Origin of the sequence: Microbacterium luteolum (assembly GCF_039533965.1) — a bacterium.
GTDB classification, from domain to species: domain Bacteria; phylum Actinomycetota; class Actinomycetes; order Actinomycetales; family Microbacteriaceae; genus Microbacterium; species Microbacterium luteolum.
In genome coordinates this window covers 2,675,484-2,692,946 of sequence record NZ_BAAAUN010000001.1, presented here as the reverse complement: position 1 = coordinate 2,692,946, position 17,463 = coordinate 2,675,484, and the positions used below count along the sequence as shown (strand labels likewise).

The window sequence follows — 17,463 nt, the reverse complement described above, 5'->3', positions numbered from 1 at the left end:
CCAAGGGTCCCGGGCTCAGACCGCGGGAGTTGAGTTTAGAAGGGGGTGTCGTCGCCGAAGCTGCCCGGAGTGCTCCAGGCATCCGCGCTGGTCGACGAGCCGGGCGTGGACCACGGCTCCTCCGACACCTGCTGCTGCGCGGGACGGGACTGACCGCCGCCGGGACCACCGGCACCGCCGGCACCGCCGGTCGACGCCGCACGGGTGACCTGCGCGGTCGCGTACCGGAGCGAGGGGCCGATCTCGTCGACCTCCAGCTCGATCGCGGTGCGCTGGTTGCCCTCGCGGTCCTGGTAGGAGCGCTGACGCAGACGGCCCTGCGCGATGACGCGCATGCCCTTCGTCAGCGAACCCGCCACGTGCTCGGCGAACTCGCGCCACACGGACGCGCGGAGGAACAGCGCATCGCCGTCCTTCCACTCGTTCGCGGCACGGTCGAAGTTCCGAGGCGTCGACGCGATGGTGAAGTTCGCCACCGGCAGCCCGTTCTGCGTGTAGCGCAGCTCGGGGTCGGCCGTGAGGTTTCCCACCACGGTGATGACGGTTTCGCCGGCCATGGCGCTTAGGCCTTCGCAGCCTTGGCGGCCTTGCGGGCAGCCTTCTCTTCGGTGCGCTTGGCCTCGAATGCGACCATCGCCTGAGCCTCTTCCGAACGGAGGACCTTGGTGCGCATGATCTGCTCGTTCAGCTTCAGCTGACGGTCGAGCTCCTGCGTGGCCTCGCTGGTAGCGGTGAAGTTGACGACGGCGTAGATGCCCTCGTTCTTCTTCTGGATCTCGTAAGCCAGACGGCGCTTACCCCAGATGTCGACCTTGTCGATCGAGCCACCATCGTTGGTGATGACCTTCAGGAACTTGTCGAGCGTAGGTGCGACCTGGCGCTCGTCGATCTCGGGGGTCAGAATGACCATGAGTTCGTACTGGTGCGTCACTTACCCACCTCCTTCGGACTAGAACGGCTTCCGCGTATCTCGCGGAAGCAGGAGGGTGTGTGAACGTGTCCGCCAGAAGGCAGACAACCTCGTCAGTCTAGCGGAGTTCCGCGCAGGCCGCGAACGCGTGCCCCGGGTGGGAGAACCGAGCGACCTCAGAAGCGCTGTCGGGCCGTGCGCACCACCAGGAAGATCAGATACACGCCGCCGAGCACGAGCGTGACGACGCCGACCGGGAGCGCATGTCCGGGGATGGCGTTCTGCCCGATGATGTCGGCCGCCGACAGCAGCACGGCTCCCGTGAGCGCCGTGGCCACGAGATGGAGCGGACCGTTCTTCACGATGAGCTTCGCCAGGTGCGGTGCGGCGAGCGCGACGAAGGCGATGGGTCCGATCGCGGCCGTGACGACGGCGCAGAGTCCGACGGCGATGGCGACCAGTCCCGCCTTCGTCAGGTTGATCCGTCCGCCGAGACTCGTGCCGATGTCGTCGCCCAGCTCGATCAGCCAGAGGCCGCGTCGCGACAGGGCGAGGAGCACGATCAGCACCGAGACGATCACGATCGGGAGGAGCGCCTGCTGCCATCCGACGCCGTTGAGCGATCCCGCACCCCAGATGGACGCCGAGACGGCGACCTCGAGCCTGGCGCGCAGCAGCATCCACGCGTTCACGGCGGCGAGCACCGCGCTCACCCCGATGCCGACGATGACGATGCGGTAGCCGAGGGCGCCTCTGCCGGCGACGAGGGCGGCGACCAGTGCCGCCGTCGCGAAGCCGCCGAGGATCGCGGCGATCGACACGGCGACGCCGGACGAGCCGCCGGTCGTCATGACGATCAGGGCACCGGTGTAGGCGCCGGTGGTGAGCCCGATCACGTCGGGACTGCCCAGCGGGTTGCGGGTGATCGTCTGGAAAACCGTGCCCGACAGGGCGAGGGCGGCGCCGAAGAAGAGGGCGGCGAGGGCGCGCGGCAGTCGCCAGTCGACGACGACCATGCGCACACCGCCCTGAGTCTCGAACAGCGCCTCGACGACGCGGATCGGCGAGATCAGGCGGTCCCCGATCGACAGGCTCGCGAGGAACGCGGCCAGTACGGCGACCACGAGGATCCCCATCGCCCAGCGCGCTCGGCGATCGAGCGGGCGACGCAGGCGACGGATGCCGGACCGCGGCGCGGCGTTCACAGCTGCACCGGATTCCGGCGGCGGCCGATCCAGATCAGGAACGGCGCGGCGACGAAGGCCATGACGATACCCACCGGCACCTCCTGCGGCGCGATGACGACCCTGCCGACGACGTCGCCGAGCACCACGACGATCGCGCCGATCACGGCCGCGAGCGGCACGATCGCCTTCTGCGAGGAGCCGACGATCCCACGGGCGATGTGGGGTGCGGCGAGTCCGAGGAAGGCGACGGGGCCGGCCACGGCGGTCGCGGTTCCGGCCAGCAGTGTCACGGATGCCACCGCGCCGGTGCGCAGCGGTCCGATCCGCACCCCGAGTGCCGCGGCCGTATCGTCGCCGAGGGCGAGCACGTCGAGGCTCCGCGTGATCGCGAAGGCGAGCACCAGGCCCACGGCGATCGTCGGACCGGCGACCGTGAGGATCGACAGGTCGCGCCCCGCGAGTGCGCCCGATTCCCAGCTGCGCATCTGCAGGAAGGCGTGCGGGTTGAGGAGCACGAGCGCCGTGGTCAGGCCGCCGAGCACGGCCGCGAGGGCGACACCCGCCAGCACGAGCGTCACCGGGCTGCCGCCGCCTGCGGATCCCAGCAGCACGACCCCGATCGTGGCGACGAGCGCTCCGGTGAGCGCTGCGGCCATGAGGGCCGGGAAGTCGTGGATCCCGAGGGCCGCGACCGCGACGGCCACCGCCACCGAGGCGCCGGCGTTGACTCCGAGGATGCCGGGATCGGCGAGCGCGTTGCGGGTGAGGCCCTGCATCACGGCGCCCGCGGCCCCGAGAGAGAGGCCGACGAGGAGGCCGAAGACCGTGCGCGGGATACGCGACTCGCGCACCACGAGCTGCAGGTCGCTGCCGTCGAAGCGCACGATCGCGTCGATCACGCTGTCGATGCCGACGAGCTTCGTGCCGACGGTGAGGCCGATGCCTGCCGCCACGACGAGCGCGACGGCGGCGAGCACGACGACGAGCGCGACCCGCCCGGCGGATGACCGGGACGGATCGCGTCGTGTGCGTGCGAGGGAGGTCACTCCGCGGTGCGCGCGGGACCGTTCCCCGCGATGGCGTCTGCGAGCGCAGGGACGAGGGCGTCGATCACGTACGGGAGGCTCAGCGGCGAGGTGAAGTAGATCGCACCGGCCGTCACGCCGTCGGTGTAGACCACGGAACCGCGCTTCATCGCCTCGATGGCCGCGACGAAGGGCTCGCCCTCGAGGGCGGTGATGTCGTCGTCGGACTCGGTGCCCCAGATGAGGACGTCGGCCGCGTTCAGCACGTCGAGGTTCTCCACCGGGATGTACGCCTGGCCGCCGGACTCGTCCTCCGGCGCGTACGCGTCGATCTCCGAGGGGATCGAGAAGCCGAGGTCGGTGAGGAAGTCGGTGCTGAGCCCGTCCTGATAGGCGATCGCCGCGCCGTCGTAGATCGCGTTCTGCAGGAACACGACGGATGCGCCCGCGAACTCGGGGTGCGCTTCGGCGGCTTCGGCGAACTGCGCGTCGATGTCGTCGACGAGCTTCTGGGCGTCTTCCGTGCGGCCGACGGCCTTGCCGATCTGCAGCGTCTGCACGTCCCACGGCTCGAAGTACATCGAGTAGTCGCCCGAGTGGGCGATGGTCGGCGCGATGTCGGACAGACGGTCGAAGTCCTCTTCCGTCATGCCCGCGTTGGTGCCGATGATCAGGTCGGGGTCGAGCAGGGCGATCGCCTCGAAGTCGAGGCCGTCGCTCGTGCCGAGCACCTCGGGCTCGGAGTCGCCGCGGGCTTCGTCCGCCCACGGCCACGACGCGAAGTCGTAGCCGCCGTACCACTCGGTGACACCGACGGGCTCGATGCCCAGGGCCCAGAGCGTGTCCCGCTCCGTATAGCCGACCGTGACGACCCGCTGCGGCTGCTCGGAGATCTCGGTCTCGCCGTAGGCGTGCTCGACCGTGACGGGGAATGCACCGTCGTCGGCGGCGGGCGCTGCGCCCTCGCCGTTCTCGGTGGCGGGCGCGCAGGCGGTGAGGGCCGCCGCGGCGACGGCCAGGGCGAGGAAGGCGGTGAGGGCCTTCGAGCGTGGGAAGGACATGGCGAACCTGTTCGTCGAAGTAAGGGTTGGCTAAGCTTATCGACCCGACTCACCCTCTTGCATCCACATGACCGCCATGGGGAGCTGTGCCCGACCTCGGTGTGCGAGACGGCTCGAAAAATTTGGCATGCTGGAAGCCGTGCCTCGATGACCGTCATCGGGGCATACGACCGAAGGGGGGACGCCATGCGCGTCAACAAATTCGGGGTCGGCGTGATTCTCGCCGCCTCGGTCCTGCTCACCGGCTGCGCGGCCGGAGGCTCCGACAAGCCCGCCGACGCGAAGCCCAGCGCCGGCGCATCGCAGGAAGCCGAAGCCCCGGCCTCCGACTGCCCCGAGCTGAAGGAAGGCGCGACGATCGACGGCGCCACGCTCGGTGGATGCGTCAGCGTCGCTGCTGAGGACACGGCCGGCTACGCCGCGTCGATGTCGATCATGGACATGACGACGACCACGCGGCACAGCCCGGCTGACGAAGCCGTCGAGCTCACGACCCCCATGGGATCGGTCATCAAGATCGGCGACGAGAGCTGGGTCAAGACGGCGACGAGCGAGTGGCAGGTCGCCGACCCGAACTCCACCGACCCGATCATCGCCGGCCTCAGCACCGGCGCCGCATCGGCTACGGCCATGGACCCCACCGCGATGGCCACGGCGCTGACGGGTGACTACACCGTCACCGGCACCGGCACGCGTCTCGGCCAGAAGGTCTTCCTGCTCAGCGGAACCATCGAGCAGGAGGGGATCTCCATGGAGACCGTCTACGAGGTCACCGCGGACTACGTTCCTCTCGCGATGACCAGCACAGCCGACATGAACGGTCAGCCCCTGGAGTCGGTCTTCGAGGTCACCGAGTGGGACGTCAAGCAGGACATCGTCGCACCGCTCTGATCCAGAGCTGAAGAACACGGCGGGCCGGGGCTGATGCCTCGGCCCGCCGTCGTCTCCGGGCACGCGATGGGGCAGCGCACCCGTGCCCGGCCCGTCGCGCGGACCGGACACGGCGCAGCAGTCAGCCTTCGCTGTTGATCGCCGGCGGCGCGTCGACGATCTCGTGCGTGAAGCGTCGGATGGTCGTCGGTGCGCCGTCCTCGACGAGCGGGCTGGTGCCGACCGGCACGTCCTGGCCGGCGTCGTACGCCTCGGTCAGATGCTGAGAGACCTCCAGCAGCTGATCGGTCTCCGTGTCGAAGACGAGCCGACGCATCGCCCGGTCGTCATCGAGGCGAACAGTGGTGACGGTTCCCTCGACCGACTCGATGTGCAGGCCGTCCGCGAGGGCGATCACGCCGAGGAGCACCGCGCGGTACGCAGCGGAAGCGGTGGCGATGTCGCCGGTGACCAGGCTCTCGAAGACCACGGCGATGGCCTGCTCCTTCGTCGTCCCGGCGGGGAACTCGGCCAGGACGTCGTCGAGGAACTCCTGCGGCTCGGTCGCGAACGCGCCCCAGTCGTCGATTCGAGAGTCGTCCGGATCGTCGATCGGCCGCGTCTCCTCGAGATCCTTGCTCCACAGACGCGCGTGCGCGACACCATCCATCTGGAACACCACCGGCGGGCGCGGAGCTTCGATGACGTCATCCCAGTGCCCGTAGGTCGAGCCGTAGTAGGAGTTCCACGCGTCCTCGACGGCCTGCACGTCGCCGTTCGCCTCGACCGGCTGGTAGTCGCTCATCTCCAGGATCGGCGGGGCCTCGGCGTCGGATGAGAGAAACGTCGACGTGATCCACCTCGTCGTCAGAACGCCGGTCGCGTCCTGCAGCACATAGGAGAAGGGTTCTGCCTCCGTCGGCCCGTGGAACCCCATGACCTGCTCGAACGTCTCGGTCGTCTTCAGGTACTTGCCGGCCGGTATCTCGGACGCCTGGAGCTGTGCGGCGGCACTCAGGACGATCGTCTCGGCAGCCGAGGCCGGCGGCGCGACGACAGCGCCGACGGTGAACGTGCCCGCCACGACCGCGGCCACCGCGGAGACGCCGACGACACCACCTGCTGTGCCGAATGCGATTCCGAGACCGCGGCGACGTCGCCGTCGCCCCTCGCCGGCCATCGCCCGATGAAGCGAGTTCCGCGCACCGATGATGCCGGCGGAGGGGTCTTCCACTCCGAGTTCGCGAACGCTATCCAAGATGTCCATATTCGACCTCCGATGACTGCAATGCGTTGGTTGATGTCTTGTGACCAGCGTTCGCCGGCGCGAGCAGCCGGCGAACGCGGTTGAGGCGTGACTTCACGGTTCCCACCGGAACACCGAGAGCCTGCGCCGTCTCCTCATAGCTCAGATCCCCCCATGCGAAGAGGAAGAGCGTGTCGCGGTCCTTCTTCGCCAGTGCCGCGACCCGAGGAGCCAGCTCCCGGAGAGACGCACTCGCGTCGAGACGATCCGACAGGCCGTCGGAGTCGTCCGGGAGCGCTCGCTCCGGTTGCTGCGCGAGCAGGCTTCGCAGCTGCTTGGCCTCGCTCGCGCGGTGGCGGTGGATGACCCGGGTCGCGATGCCGAGCAGCCACGGGCGTGCGGAATCGACGCGGAGATCGAAGCTCGCGCGCCGGCGGAACGCCACGAGGAACGTCTCGCTCAGCACGTCTTCCGCGACATCCGCTCCGACCCGTCGAGAGGCGAAGCCCGCCACCGCGCGGGCGTGCCTCTCGAACAGCTCGCCGAACGCGGCCGCCTCGTGTCTCGATCGCCGGACGATCTCGCTATCAGTAGTCACGTTAGATATTCCTCGGCCCGCGCGATCGGGTTCACGCGCCGTCAGCCTAGGCCGACGTCGAGGCGAGGGCGGCACGCCGCCGTCGGCGCGCGGAATCAGGCAGACGCGCGGAATCAGGCCGATTCTCGAGATGTCGGCCTGATTTGACGTGATCGCCTGATGTGGCGTGCCGCCCCGCGCAGAATCAGACCGACGCGCGGCGCGGCGTCAGTTCAGGACGGGCGGGACCTCGGCCCAGACCGCGCGATCCTCGACCGAGGGTGCTGCCGGGATGCGTCCGGCGCCGTCGGGCTCCGGGATCGCGGCCAGCAGCGCGCGGGTGTACGGATGCTGCGGCGCCGACCACACCTGATCGGTCGGCCCCGACTCCAGCACCCGGCCGGCGAACATCACGAAGGTACGGTCCGCGATGCGCCGCACCACGGCGAGGTCGTGCGAGATGAACAGCATCCCCGCACCCGCCTCTGCCACCAGGTCGCGCATGAGGCCAGCGACACTCGTCTGCGTCGAGGCGTCGAGCGCGGAGATCGGCTCGTCGGCGACGAGCAGCGAGGGGCGCGCGGCGAGAGCACGGGCGATCGCGATGCGCTGCTTCTGCCCGCCGGAGAACTGATGCGGGAACCGGGATGCCACCTGCGCGGGAAGTCCGACGCGCTCGAGCCACTCGGCCACGGTCGATCCCTCGGCGCCGCGCGCGCGAGCGGTCGCGATGCCGTCGGCGATCTGGTCGCCGACGCGACGCCGCGGGTTCAGCGAGGTCGAGGGGTCCTGGAACACCATCTGGATGCCGGTCAGCGCCTTCGAGCGACGACGGATGCCGAGCGGCGACACGGGTGCGTCGCGGAAGAGCACCGTGCCGGCCGCGGTCTTCTCGATGCCGACGACGGCACGGGCGAGGCTCGACTTGCCGCTACCGGATTCGCCGACGAGCGCCACGGTCTCCCCGGGGGCGACGCTCAACGACACTCCGTTCACGGCGATCACGGGCGGGTTGCCCGGGTAGCGCACGACCACGTCCTGCGCGTCGAGGACGGCGATCTCACTCATCTGCATCCCCCTCGTCCGCGGCATCCGCCGGCGCAGCATCCGCGATCTTCGAGCCGGGAAGAGCCGCGAGCAGCGTGCGCGTGTACTCGTGCTGCGGATCGCGGAACAGCGTCTCGCGGTCGGCCCGCTCGACGATCAGTCCGTCCTTCATCACGGCGACTTCGTCGGCGATCGCGCTCATCACCCCGAGGTCGTGGGTGACCAGCAGCACCGCGAGATTCCGCTCGATCGCGAGGTCGCGCAGCAGCTGCAGGATGCCGGCCTGCACGGTGACGTCGAGCGCGGTGGTCGGCTCGTCCGCCAGCAGCACCTCGGGGTCGCACGCCAGGGCGCAGGCGATCGCGATGCGCTGGCGCTGGCCGCCGGAGAACTGGTGCGGGTACCGCTTGAGCGCCTCCGCAGGATTCGGCACCTGCACGGTCTGGAGCAGCTCGATCGCCCGTGCACGGGCTGCCGCCCCCTTGAGGCCGAGGTGCACGCGCATGTGATCCGTGAGCTGGCGACCGACCGGCAGCTGCGGGTGCAACGACGCCGAGGGGTCCTGGAAGATCATCGCGATCCGCTTTCCGCGCACCCGGTTGAGGGCGCGGCGGCCGAGGCCGATGAGCTCCTCTCCCGCCAGCGAGATCGATCCGCCGGTGCGGGCCTGTCGCGGCAGGAGCCCGAGCACGGCGAGCGAGGTCAGCGTCTTGCCCGATCCCGATTCTCCGGCGAGACCGTGGATGCGACCGGGAAGCAGTTCGAGCGAGACGCCGCGCACGAGCGGACGACCGATGTCGATCGTGAGATCGCGGATGCTGAGCGTCGCGTTCCGCGCCTCGACGGTGCGGGGCTCGGCGGTGCGGGCGTTCACGCGGTCACCCCCGCAGAGGCCTTGTGCTCGCCCTGCTTCTCGTGCACGACCTCGGCCGTCGGGTCGAGCACGTCGCGCATGGCGTCTCCGAGGAAGTTGAACGCCAGCACGACCGTGAGGATCGCGAGACCCGGGAAGACGCCGAGCCACCAGGCGTCGAAGTTCTGCATCGCCCCGGAGATCATCGAACCCCACTCGGCGGTCGGCGGCTGGGCGCCGAGACCGAGGAAGGAGAGTCCGGAGAGGAGGAGGATCGCCGCGCCGATGTCGAGCGTCGCGAGCACCAGGACGGGGCCGGCGATGTTCGGCAGGATGTCGACGAACAGGGTGCGCACGGGCGAATGGCCGAGAAGGCGTCCGGCGATCACGTAGTTCTGACCGCGCAGGCTCAGCACGATGCTGCGCGTGACGCGCGAGTACTGCGGCCATGACACGACGATCGCTGCGATCACCGCGTTGAACAGCGACGGGCCGAGCGATGCCGCGACCACCATCGCGAGGATGACGGTCGGGAACGCCATGAACAGGTCGGTGATGCGCATGAGGGTCTCGTCGAGCCATCCGCCGAAGTATCCGGCGAGCGCGCCGATCACGGTGCCGATGATCATGGCTGCGATCACGAGCATGAGGGCGAGCGGCAGGCTCACCGTCGCACCCGTCATCAGGCGGGAGAAGATGTCGCGGCCGTTGCCGTCGGTGCCGAGGAGGGTGTCGACGCCCGGCGGCTGCAGTCGTGGGAGCACCTGGGCGTTGGGACCGAAGGGCACCCACCACTGCGCCGTGAACGCGACGATGATCCAGGCGCCCGCGATGACCGTGCCGATGATGCCGAGCGGCGTGCGCCAGGCGCGCGGCCAGCGGAAGCGGAAGCGTCCGGCCGGGGTGGCTGCGGCGATGCGGCTCATGCGATCCTCACTCTCGGGTCGAGGACGCCGTAGAGCAGGTCGACGACGAAGTTGATGAGGAGGTAGATGACGCCGACCACGAGACCGACGCCCATGATGCCGGGAAGGTCGAGGTTGGCGGCCGAGTTGTAGGCGTAGGTGCCGAGGCCCGGCCAGGCGAACACCGACTCGACGAGCACGGTGCCGGAGAGCAGCGAGCCGAACGCGACGCCGACGATCGTGAGGATCGGCAGCGAGGCGCCGCGGAGCACGTAGTCCAGGATGACCCGCATGGCCGGAAGCCCCTTGGCCCGCGCCGCGCGCACGTAGTCGCTGCCCAGCACCTCGAGCACCGAGGTGCGGATGAAGCGGGTCAGCAGGCCGATCGTCACGAGCGACAGCACCAGCACCGGCAGGGCCAGGTGCGCGAGCGCGTCGAAGAAGCCGACGCCGTCGCCGTTCAGCAGGTAGTCGACCGTGTAGAGGCCCGTGATCCGCGGCGGCGGGGTGATCGAAGGCGAGATGCGCCCGGACCCCGGCGCGATGCGCAGCTCCAGGAAGAACACGTAGAAGCTGACGAGCGCCAGCCAGAAGGTCGGAACGCTCAGGCCGATCAGCGTCACGACGCGGATGACCTGATCGGTGACGAGGCCGCGGCGGTAGGCGGCGAGGGTGCCGAGCACGATGCTGACCGCGAGGCTGAGGATGATCGCGCCGATCGCGATCTCGATCGTCGCGGGCACCGCGGTGGCGAGGTCGCTGGTGACCGGGCGACCGGTCACCAGCGACGTGCCGAGGTCCCCGCGGAACAGGTTCCCCATATAGATGAAGTACTGCACGAACAGGGGCTGGTCGAGGCCGTTCGCGCGGATGAACGCCTCACGGGTCGCGGGGTTCTGCGACGCGCCCTCACCGAGGGCCGCCGAGACCGGATCTCCCGGCACCAGGTTGGTGAGCGCGAACGTGACGATCGTCACGCCCACCAACAGGAGCAGGGAGGTTCCGGCCCGCCGCAGCAGGTACCCGACCAGAGGCGATCTGCGCCGCTGCGCCTGCCTCTGCACCGCCACCGTCGTCATGGGGATTCCGCTCAGCCGGCCGGGGTGATCTCGGCGATGTCCATCTCCCAGACGGAGTTGTACACGGCGCCGGCCACGTCGCCCGCGGTCGCGATGTTGCGGCCAGGGACGATCAGCGGCACGAACGGGCCCTCGGCCTGCATGGCCTCGGCGAACGAGGTGAAGGCGTCGGCACGCACGGCCTCATCCGTCGCGCTGGCTGCACCAGCGGCGATCCCGGCGATCTCCGGGTTGGCGTCGGCGGACCAGCCGGCGCGCAGGCCGACCTTCAGGCCCGGGGCGAAGGGGAGGAAGTTCGCGGAGTCCGCGTAGTCCGGACCCCAGAACCAGAGACCGAAGCCCTCGGTGCCGTTGACGTAGGCGTCGAGCTCGGTGGCGAACGGTGCGGGAGCGAGTTCGACCGTGATGCCGGCCTCTTCGAGCTGCGCCTGGATGCGCTCAGCGAGCGGGGTGAACTCCACGCCGCCGACCGGGTAGTCGTTCGGGAACTGCAGCTTCAGGGTCTGACCCGTGTAGCCGGCCTCGGCGAGTGCCGCCTTGGCCTTCTCCGGATCCGGCTTCACACCGGAGTCGAGGGCGCCCTCGAACCCGGGCGGGATGACGCCGGTCGCCTGGACCGCGCCGGCACCCGCCAGCTCGAGCAGGGCGTCGTAGTCGAGCGAGTACCGGATCGCCTCGGCGATCTTCACGTTCGCGAGCTCGCCGGCGACGGCATCCGACTGGTTGAGCAGCAGGAAGATCGTCTGGCCCGACGGAACGGACTCGACCGTGAGGTCGTCGCCGAGACCGGCGACCTGGTCGCCGTTCAGGTCCATCGCGACCATCGAGTCGCCGCCCTTGAGGTTGGCGAGCTGCGTGGCGCTCTCCGAGACGTTGCGGACGACGACGCGCTTGTATGCGGACTCCTCGTCGCCGTTGTACTCGTCGTTCTTCGTCAGCACGACCTGCGAGCTGAGGTCGAGGGTGTCGAGCACGAACGGACCGGATCCGGCGGACTCGCCGTCGAGGAAGCCCTGCGCCGTGTCGGCGCCGTCGGTCGTACCGCCGTTCTCGATCACGACGTCGGAGTTGACGATGCCGAGCGCCGGGTTCGCGAGGATCGCCGGCAGCTGCAGGAGCGGGGTCTCGGAGACGAACGAGATCGTCTTGTCGTCGACCTCGGTGATGGTCAGGCCGCCGAGCAGGAAGTTCGGCTTGGCCTCGGTCATGCCCTGGATGCGCTGCAGCGTGAAGACGACGTCCTTCGCCTCGATCGGCGAACCGTCGGAGAAGACGCGGTCGCCTTCGAGCGTGAAGGTGAACTCGGTCGCGGCCTCGTTCTGCTCCCACGAGGCGAGACCGGGAACGGGGGTCGAGACGTCGGAGCCCTCGAAGTCGACGAGGGTCTCGTACAGGGCCTTCGCGATCATGTTGCCGGTCGGGTCGTAGGTGTGACCCGGGTCGGCCGTCTCGATCGAGAAAGCGGTGTCGATGACGAGCGAATCCGAGCCCGAGGACTGGTCGCCGTTGTTGGCGGAGTTGCCTCCGGAGCAACCGGCGAGCGCGAGGAGCGCGACGGCTCCGATCGCGATGACTGACGTGCTGCGACGTGACGACATGAGAGCCTCCAGAGGCGAGGAGTACATTCGGGTGTGGCCGACCCAGATGTGGACGACCGGTGATCAGATTCGCATCATATGCGACGATGTGTCCAGCAAGGGTGCGTCACATTGACACGCTCTGTCCAGAACGTCGTGCGTGAGGAGCAATATGTCCAGCAAGGATGCGGAACAGTCGAAGCATTCTGGACGAAGTGCCGCCCCATTGGACGAGACCGCGTACAGAATCCTCGATGTGCTCCGTGATAACGGTCGCGTCTCGATCGCCGCACTCGCCGACAAGGTGGGCATCTCGAGGGCGAATGCCTACACACGGGTCGAGTCGCTCGTGCACGACGGGGTCATCACGGGCTTCAGCGCCAGAGTCGATCAGGCCAAGGCCGGGCTCTCGATCGGCGCCCTCGTGTTCGTCACGGTGCTCCCGCAGGCCTGGGCATCGTTCCGCGACCGCGTGCTCGAGATGCCCGACGTGGAGTGGTGCGCCATCACGACAGGCGAGCACGACGCGATGCTGCTGATCCGGGCCGTCGACGTCAGCGGTGTGCACGAGTTCTCCACCGGGGTGATCGCGCAGCTGCCCGAGGTGCGGACGGTCGTCAGCGTCGTCGTGCTCGACGAGGTGATCCGGCGCCCGTATCTGCTGCCCGCCGACCTGCCGGAGCGCAGCGGGGTCAGCGCGCCGCTCGGCATGACGCGATGGACCCCGGCCTCACCCGGCCGCGACACCCTCCCGCCGCGCTGAGGCGCTTCGTCTCGCTCGCTGACGCTCCCTCACTCAACGACCGGTCGTTGAGCGAGCGCCAGCGAGACGAAACGTGTCAGGCGGGGATCTCCTCGACCACGCTGAGCTGCGGGAGCCCGTGCATCTCGTAGTGCTCGACCAGGCGGATGCGTCCGTCGTCGGTGAGTTCCAGCTCGCTCTCGCCGTCGCCCGTCACGACGCTGCCGTCCGCGACGAGGACGTGCACGAACGACACCCAGATCGTGTCGCCCGTGCGGGTGCCGACGAACTTGCCGAACGTGACCGTGTCGCCCTCGTACCCGCCCCAGATCGCTCCGTCGCGTTCGAAGTACTCGAACACGCTCGGCGCATCGGGGTCGACGGTCGAGGTCGTCGACGACACCATCCGGAATCGGCGGCCGTCGAGGGAAGGGAGCGTCGCAGTGGCAGTCACCCCTCGATTATGGGGGATGCCGTCAGGCCGAGGCCGCGCCGGTCCTCCCCCGCCACTCGTCCTCGAGCAGCGCGTACACCAGCATCGTGGTCCATTCGTCCTTGAACCACTCGCTCTCGACGAGCCGGGCCTCGCGTCGGAACCCGAGGCGCTCGACGACGCGGGCCGATGACGTGTTCCGGTCGTCGATCCGCGCCGCGATACGGTGCAGCCCCAGTCCGTCGAACCCCAGCTCGAGCAGCGCGCCGACCGCTTCGGTGGCGTATCCGCGTCCGGCGAACGCCGGGTCGAAGATGTAGCCGACCTCTCCCGCGCGATCCCTCTCGCTGTGCCAGAACAGCACGACGTCGCCGAGCAGGGCCCCGGTCTCCCGGTCCTCGACGGCCAGGCAGATACCGCCACCCGGTTCGTCGAAACGTGTGCGCGACCAGGTGGTTTCGATGCGCTCTTCGACCTCGGCGAGCGACAGTGGTGCGTACGGCACGTAGCGCACGGCATCCGGATCCGACTTGTACACGTGCATGGCCGGGGCATCGCGGGGCGCGATCGGTCGCAGCAGCAGCCGCTCGGTGCGAATCGGATACGCGGGCGCGAGTCCCCGTTCTGCCTTCGCCATCATTCGAGGTCCAGCGAGAGGAGGCCGGGGAGGTGCGCGGTCTGCGCCCGCACCGCGACGAGGAGGTCGGCGTAGTCGGGCGTGATCGCGACGCGCGACGATGCGAGCAGGTGCGTGGTGCGCGCGGCGCCCGCACGTTCGAAGCGGATCCGTCGGACGGGATACGCGGGCGGCGTCATCCAGATGCGGGCGAGCTGCGCGTACGGCTGATCGACGTCGTCGAGACGGATGCCGTGCGGACTCACCGTCACGTGCGCCGGGATCGCGCGCACGACGCGACGGCGCTGCCCCGCGCCGATCGCGAAGCCGATCGCTGCGACGGCAGCCATCGGCACGATCAGCACGAGCGCCGAGAACTCGCCTTCGAGGAAGCCGGGCACGGCGGCGAGGAGCCCGAAGCCGAGCGCGACGGCGAAGAACACGACCGCGCCGATCGTGAGCCGCGCAGCCAGTCGGCGCTCCCCGGCAGCGTCGATCGTGAACGTCGTGGGGAGATGGGCCCGCGCTCGCGCGGCCTCGACCGGGTCTGCAACGGGAGGCGGCGCGATCGGGTTGAGCTCGGCCATGAGCTCGCTGAACGTCGCTCTCGTGAACCCGGGCAGCTCGATCGTGATCTCGCGGTCGCCGCTGAACACGACGAGCGCGCGCGTGGTGCCGCTGGGCAGGCCGTTCGTGCGGTGCTCGGTGACCTTCGACCGGAAGACGGTCGAAGCCCGCGGGAACGTCTCACGGCTTCCCGCTCGTCCGATCTCGACGGTGTCGGGACGCACGACGACGCGGATGTTCCGGAACCAGAACGCCCCGACGAAGACCGCCACGGTCAGGGCGATCGCCACGACGAGAACGACCGTCCCCCTGGTCGAGATGTTCATCGTCCGCGGCAGGAACCGCGGAAGGAGGAAGAGCGCCGCGGTCGACAGCGCCGCCGCGAGCAGGACCGCGCCGAGGAGGATGCGCATCGGATGCCGGCGGAAGACCCGCTCGCTTGGAGCGACCTGAACCTGATTCACCATGCGGGATCTCCCCCGAGACCGTGGACTGTCAGCAGCACGCCTCTTACCGTAACGCCGGTAGCGTGGTCGCATGGAGTGGATCGCAGACACGAGCGCCGGAGCGTGGCTTCGCGAGCGCCTCGACGACGCCCACGCGACGATGCACGGAGTCGTCCCGCACGGCTTCCCCGCGTATGCGCGGGTCTTCCACCCGGCGATCGTGCGATCGCTGCCGGATCGCCCCGTGCCGACGCCCGCCGAGTGGGAGAGCATGCCCGAGGCGGAGCAGCAGCGCCTCCGCGAGCAGTTCGTCGACGAGCCCGCGACGTGGGCCGAGACCGCCGCGGCTTTCGGCACGACGATGCATCCCTTCGCGCAATGGCGACGGATCGTCCGCACCCCCGACGACGAGGACTGGCGTACCCGCATCTCCCCCGACGGGCGCGAGTTCAGCGCGCCGGTCGAGGGCGAGCTCGGCGCCGGGATGCTCTCGGCGATCGCGACGCACCTCCTCGCGCACACGAGCACCCCGGATGCCGGATTCGCGGCGGTCTGGGAGGGCTACGGCGGCCTGCTGGGCTTCTTCGGCGAGGCGCCGTCGCGGGCGTTCCTCACCTTCACCGACGATCCGAACCACCAGGCGATGCTGAACCGCAGCACGCACGATCCGTTCAACAACGTCTTCCGCAAGCCCACCTGGCAGGACGGCATCCTGTCGCGCGAGATCTCCGAGGGACCGCGTCTCGCGCTCCCCGACCGTGGCCACGTGCTGTTCTCCGCACCGCCGCGCACCTTCGCCGACCCCGGATGGGTGCTGCAGGTGCCCTGGCGGGACCGGCCGGCCGAGGAGCACGGCTTCCCGCCTGCGGCCCTGAGCCCCAGCCTCCTCTGGCCGGAGGATCGCTCGTGGGTGATGGTGTCCGAGATCGACTTCGACTCCACGATCGTGGCGGGTCCAGACGCCCTGATCCACGAGATCTGCGCCGACGACCGTCTCGAGGCGATGCAGATCCCGGAGGGCACCGACCTGACCTGGGACGCCGACCAGGTGAACCGATGACCGCGCCGCAGCCCCCGATCACGTTCGACGCCCGGCCGCTCACCGACCCGGTCGACTCCGCGGCCGTCCGGGCGTTCACCTCCGAGCTGCGAGCACGGCAGTCGACCAGCGCCTCGACATCGACGATCATCGGCATCGTGGCCGCGTCGGTCGCCGGCATCGTGGTGCTGCCGATCATCGTGACGGTGTTCCTCAGCCTGGCGTCGGCGAGCGGCTCGCCCGGGATCGCGGTGATCCCCCTGGTGCTCATCGGCCTGGTCCTGGTCGCGGTCGTCCTGATGATCTGGCTCGGCGTGCGGAACGCCCAGGCCACGCGCTACCGGCTGAGCCGCTTCGCCCAGGCGAACGGCATGTCGTACGAGGCGAGGATCGCCGACCCGCCACTGCCCGGCATGATCTTCAGCCTCGGCCGCTCCCGCCAGTCGACCGACCTCATCCGCGGCACCCGCCCGCGGTTCGTCGAGTTCGGCAACTACCAGTACACGGTGCAGTCGGGGAAGAACTCGACGACCTACCGCTGGGGGTACGTGGCGGTGAAGCTCGACGTGCCGCTCCCGAACATCGTGCTCGACGCGAACGGCAACAACAGCTTCGGATCGAACCTGCCTGCGTCGTTCGAGAAGGAGCAGCGCCTCTCGCTCGAGGGCGACTTCGACCGGTACTTCACGCTGTACTGCCCCGCGGGATACGAGCGCGACGCTCTCTATCTGTTCACGCCCGACATCATGGCGCGGTTCATCGACAACGCCGCCCAGCTCGACGTCGAGATCGTCGACGACTGGCTGTTCCTCTACACGCAGCGCAAGGTGTCGACGCTCGACCCCGCGACCTGGGCGTGGCTGTTCGGTGCGGTCGGTGCGCTGCTGACGAAGTTCGACCAGTGGGCGCGGTGGCGAGACGAGCGCCTGCTCGCCGAGAACGCGGATGCCGTCGCGACGGCATCCGTCCCCGCCCCCGCGATGAACGCGCAGCTGCCGTTCGCTCCACCGGTCGGCCTGCTCACGCCGCCGCCGGGGGTGGCACCGCAGGGCCGCCGGCTGAAGCGCAGCACCAGGTGGCTGCCGATCGTGTTCCTCATCGGCTTCGCGCTCTTCTGGTTCTGGAGCCGGCTGAATTGAGAGTCAGAGGCTGAGGGGGAGTGTGGGGGTGGGTGTCGGCTGGGGACCGAACTCCCACCCCATCCCCCCTCGGGATCGAAAGAAGATCGACTCTCCCTCCGCATGACGGCTGACGCCGTCCGCGCCCGCGGTCAGCTGGGGACT

At 69.4% G+C, this 17,463-nt stretch carries 19 protein-coding genes; 4 read left to right on the top strand and 15 right to left on the bottom strand.

Annotation, left to right across the window (positions count from 1 at the left end; genetic code table 11):
• Window positions 1–35: 35 nt before the first annotated feature.
• The 5 genes from ABD648_RS12980 to ABD648_RS12960 all read right to left on the bottom strand — a co-directional run bounded on the left by ABD648_RS12980 (window position 36) and on the right by ABD648_RS12960 (window position 4,183).
• Window positions 36–557, bottom strand: coding sequence for a single-stranded DNA-binding protein (locus tag ABD648_RS12980; protein WP_282215372.1), 522 nt, complete (start codon window positions 555–557; stop codon window positions 36–38).
• Window positions 558–562: 5 nt separating this feature from the next.
• Entirely contained in the window at window positions 563–931 is a 369-nt protein-coding gene (rpsF, locus tag ABD648_RS12975) for a 30S ribosomal protein S6 (RefSeq protein WP_042541520.1), read from the bottom strand.
• 155 nt (window positions 932–1,086) lie between these two features.
• Window positions 1,087–2,115 (bottom strand): FecCD family ABC transporter permease, encoded by a 1,029-nt coding sequence (locus tag ABD648_RS12970; protein WP_282215371.1) that lies wholly within the window; start codon window positions 2,113–2,115, stop codon window positions 1,087–1,089.
• Window positions 2,112–3,143: a FecCD family ABC transporter permease gene (locus tag ABD648_RS12965; RefSeq protein WP_282215370.1), complete on the bottom strand. Its 1,032-nt coding sequence runs from the start codon at window positions 3,141–3,143 to the stop codon at window positions 2,112–2,114. The genes ABD648_RS12970 and ABD648_RS12965 overlap by 4 nt, the downstream gene beginning before the upstream one ends.
• Window positions 3,140–4,183 (bottom strand): iron-siderophore ABC transporter substrate-binding protein, encoded by a 1,044-nt coding sequence (locus ABD648_RS12960; RefSeq protein WP_282215369.1) that lies wholly within the window; start codon window positions 4,181–4,183, stop codon window positions 3,140–3,142. Before ABD648_RS12960 ends, ABD648_RS12965 begins: the two co-directional genes overlap by 4 nt.
• Window positions 4,184–4,369: 186 nt before the next feature.
• Between ABD648_RS12960 and ABD648_RS12955 the strand changes: the two genes are divergently transcribed.
• Window positions 4,370–5,074 carry a hypothetical protein gene (locus ABD648_RS12955; protein WP_282215368.1) on the top strand — a complete coding sequence of 235 codons (705 nt, stop codon included), beginning with the start codon at window positions 4,370–4,372 and terminating at the stop codon, window positions 5,072–5,074.
• Window positions 5,075–5,195: 121 nt separating this feature from the next.
• Here the strand turns inward: ABD648_RS12955 and ABD648_RS12950 are convergent, their stop codons facing one another.
• From ABD648_RS12950 to ABD648_RS12920, 7 genes are all read right to left on the bottom strand, one after another.
• Entirely contained in the window at window positions 5,196–6,320 is a 1,125-nt protein-coding gene (locus ABD648_RS12950; protein ID WP_282215367.1) for a hypothetical protein, read from the bottom strand.
• Window positions 6,304–6,897 carry an RNA polymerase sigma factor gene (locus tag ABD648_RS12945; RefSeq protein WP_282215366.1) on the bottom strand — a complete coding sequence of 198 codons (594 nt, stop codon included), beginning with the start codon at window positions 6,895–6,897 and terminating at the stop codon, window positions 6,304–6,306. Before ABD648_RS12945 ends, ABD648_RS12950 begins: the two co-directional genes overlap by 17 nt.
• A 207-nt stretch (window positions 6,898–7,104) precedes the next feature.
• Complete coding sequence (locus tag ABD648_RS12940; RefSeq protein ID WP_282215365.1) at window positions 7,105–7,944, bottom strand: ABC transporter ATP-binding protein; 840 nt, start codon at window positions 7,942–7,944, stop codon at window positions 7,105–7,107.
• The gene (locus ABD648_RS12935; RefSeq protein WP_282215364.1) at window positions 7,937–8,797 is read right to left on the bottom strand and encodes an ABC transporter ATP-binding protein; all 861 of its coding nucleotides are present in this window, start codon (window positions 8,795–8,797) and stop codon (window positions 7,937–7,939) included. The genes ABD648_RS12940 and ABD648_RS12935 overlap by 8 nt, the downstream gene beginning before the upstream one ends.
• Window positions 8,794–9,702, bottom strand: coding sequence for an ABC transporter permease (locus ABD648_RS12930; protein WP_282215363.1), 909 nt, complete (start codon window positions 9,700–9,702; stop codon window positions 8,794–8,796). The genes ABD648_RS12935 and ABD648_RS12930 overlap by 4 nt, the downstream gene beginning before the upstream one ends.
• A complete protein-coding gene (locus tag ABD648_RS12925) occupies window positions 9,699–10,760 on the bottom strand; it encodes an ABC transporter permease (protein ID WP_282215362.1) in 1,062 nt (353 codons plus the stop codon). The genes ABD648_RS12930 and ABD648_RS12925 overlap by 4 nt, the downstream gene beginning before the upstream one ends.
• Window positions 10,761–10,771: 11 nt before the next feature.
• Window positions 10,772–12,358 carry an ABC transporter substrate-binding protein gene (locus tag ABD648_RS12920; RefSeq protein WP_282215361.1) on the bottom strand — a complete coding sequence of 529 codons (1,587 nt, stop codon included), beginning with the start codon at window positions 12,356–12,358 and terminating at the stop codon, window positions 10,772–10,774.
• A 151-nt stretch (window positions 12,359–12,509) separates the two neighbouring features.
• Between ABD648_RS12920 and ABD648_RS12915 the strand changes: the two genes are divergently transcribed.
• Window positions 12,510–13,100, top strand: a complete 591-nt coding sequence (locus ABD648_RS12915) for an Lrp/AsnC family transcriptional regulator (RefSeq protein WP_282215360.1) — start codon at window positions 12,510–12,512, stop codon at window positions 13,098–13,100.
• Window positions 13,101–13,176: 76 nt separating this feature from the next.
• Here ABD648_RS12915 and ABD648_RS12910 read toward each other — a convergent pair whose 3' ends face one another.
• From ABD648_RS12910 to ABD648_RS12900, 3 genes are read right to left on the bottom strand one after another with little or no spacing between them, the layout of a single operon-like run.
• Window positions 13,177–13,533, bottom strand: coding sequence for an avidin-fold protein (locus ABD648_RS12910; protein WP_282215359.1), 357 nt, complete (start codon window positions 13,531–13,533; stop codon window positions 13,177–13,179).
• 22 nt (window positions 13,534–13,555) lie between these two features.
• Entirely contained in the window at window positions 13,556–14,149 is a 594-nt protein-coding gene (locus tag ABD648_RS12905; protein WP_282215358.1) for a GNAT family N-acetyltransferase, read from the bottom strand.
• Window positions 14,149–15,162, bottom strand: a complete 1,014-nt coding sequence (locus ABD648_RS12900) for a hypothetical protein (RefSeq protein ID WP_282215357.1) — start codon at window positions 15,160–15,162, stop codon at window positions 14,149–14,151. The genes ABD648_RS12905 and ABD648_RS12900 overlap by 1 nt, the downstream gene beginning before the upstream one ends.
• A gap of 70 nt (window positions 15,163–15,232) precedes the next feature.
• Here ABD648_RS12900 and ABD648_RS12895 point away from each other — a divergent pair, with 70 nt between their 5' ends.
• Both ABD648_RS12895 and ABD648_RS12890 read left to right on the top strand, forming a co-directional pair.
• Window positions 15,233–16,201 carry a hypothetical protein gene (locus ABD648_RS12895; protein ID WP_282215356.1) on the top strand — a complete coding sequence of 323 codons (969 nt, stop codon included), beginning with the start codon at window positions 15,233–15,235 and terminating at the stop codon, window positions 16,199–16,201.
• Window positions 16,198–17,319: a hypothetical protein gene (locus tag ABD648_RS12890; RefSeq protein ID WP_282215355.1), complete on the top strand. Its 1,122-nt coding sequence runs from the start codon at window positions 16,198–16,200 to the stop codon at window positions 17,317–17,319. Before ABD648_RS12895 ends, ABD648_RS12890 begins: the two co-directional genes overlap by 4 nt.
• Window positions 17,320–17,463: the final 144 nt, after the last annotated feature.

Excerpts from the sequence above, each read along its gene's own strand:
- ABD648_RS12950 (WP_282215367.1), bottom strand. The coding sequence starts at position 6,320 with ATGGACATCTTGGATAGCGTTCGCGAACTCGGAGTGGAAGACCCCTCC.
- ABD648_RS12940 (WP_282215365.1), bottom strand. The coding sequence starts at position 7,944 with ATGAGTGAGATCGCCGTCCTCGACGCGCAGGACGTGGTCGTGCGCTAC.
- ABD648_RS12925 (WP_282215362.1), bottom strand. The coding sequence starts at position 10,760 with ATGACGACGGTGGCGGTGCAGAGGCAGGCGCAGCGGCGCAGATCGCCT.
- ABD648_RS12915 (WP_282215360.1), top strand. The coding sequence starts at position 12,510 with ATGTCCAGCAAGGATGCGGAACAGTCGAAGCATTCTGGACGAAGTGCC.
- ABD648_RS12960 (WP_282215369.1), bottom strand. The coding sequence starts at position 4,183 with ATGTCCTTCCCACGCTCGAAGGCCCTCACCGCCTTCCTCGCCCTGGCC.
- ABD648_RS12905 (WP_282215358.1), bottom strand. The coding sequence starts at position 14,149 with ATGGCGAAGGCAGAACGGGGACTCGCGCCCGCGTATCCGATTCGCACC.
- ABD648_RS12895 (WP_282215356.1), top strand. The coding sequence starts at position 15,233 with ATGGAGTGGATCGCAGACACGAGCGCCGGAGCGTGGCTTCGCGAGCGC.
- ABD648_RS12930 (WP_282215363.1), bottom strand. The coding sequence starts at position 9,702 with ATGAGCCGCATCGCCGCAGCCACCCCGGCCGGACGCTTCCGCTTCCGC.
- ABD648_RS12980 (WP_282215372.1), bottom strand. The coding sequence starts at position 557 with ATGGCCGGCGAAACCGTCATCACCGTGGTGGGAAACCTCACGGCCGAC.
- ABD648_RS12920 (WP_282215361.1), bottom strand. The coding sequence starts at position 12,358 with ATGTCGTCACGTCGCAGCACGTCAGTCATCGCGATCGGAGCCGTCGCG.
- ABD648_RS12955 (WP_282215368.1), top strand. The coding sequence starts at position 4,370 with ATGCGCGTCAACAAATTCGGGGTCGGCGTGATTCTCGCCGCCTCGGTC.
- ABD648_RS12890 (WP_282215355.1), top strand. The coding sequence starts at position 16,198 with ATGACCGCGCCGCAGCCCCCGATCACGTTCGACGCCCGGCCGCTCACC.
- ABD648_RS12900 (WP_282215357.1), bottom strand. The coding sequence starts at position 15,162 with ATGGTGAATCAGGTTCAGGTCGCTCCAAGCGAGCGGGTCTTCCGCCGG.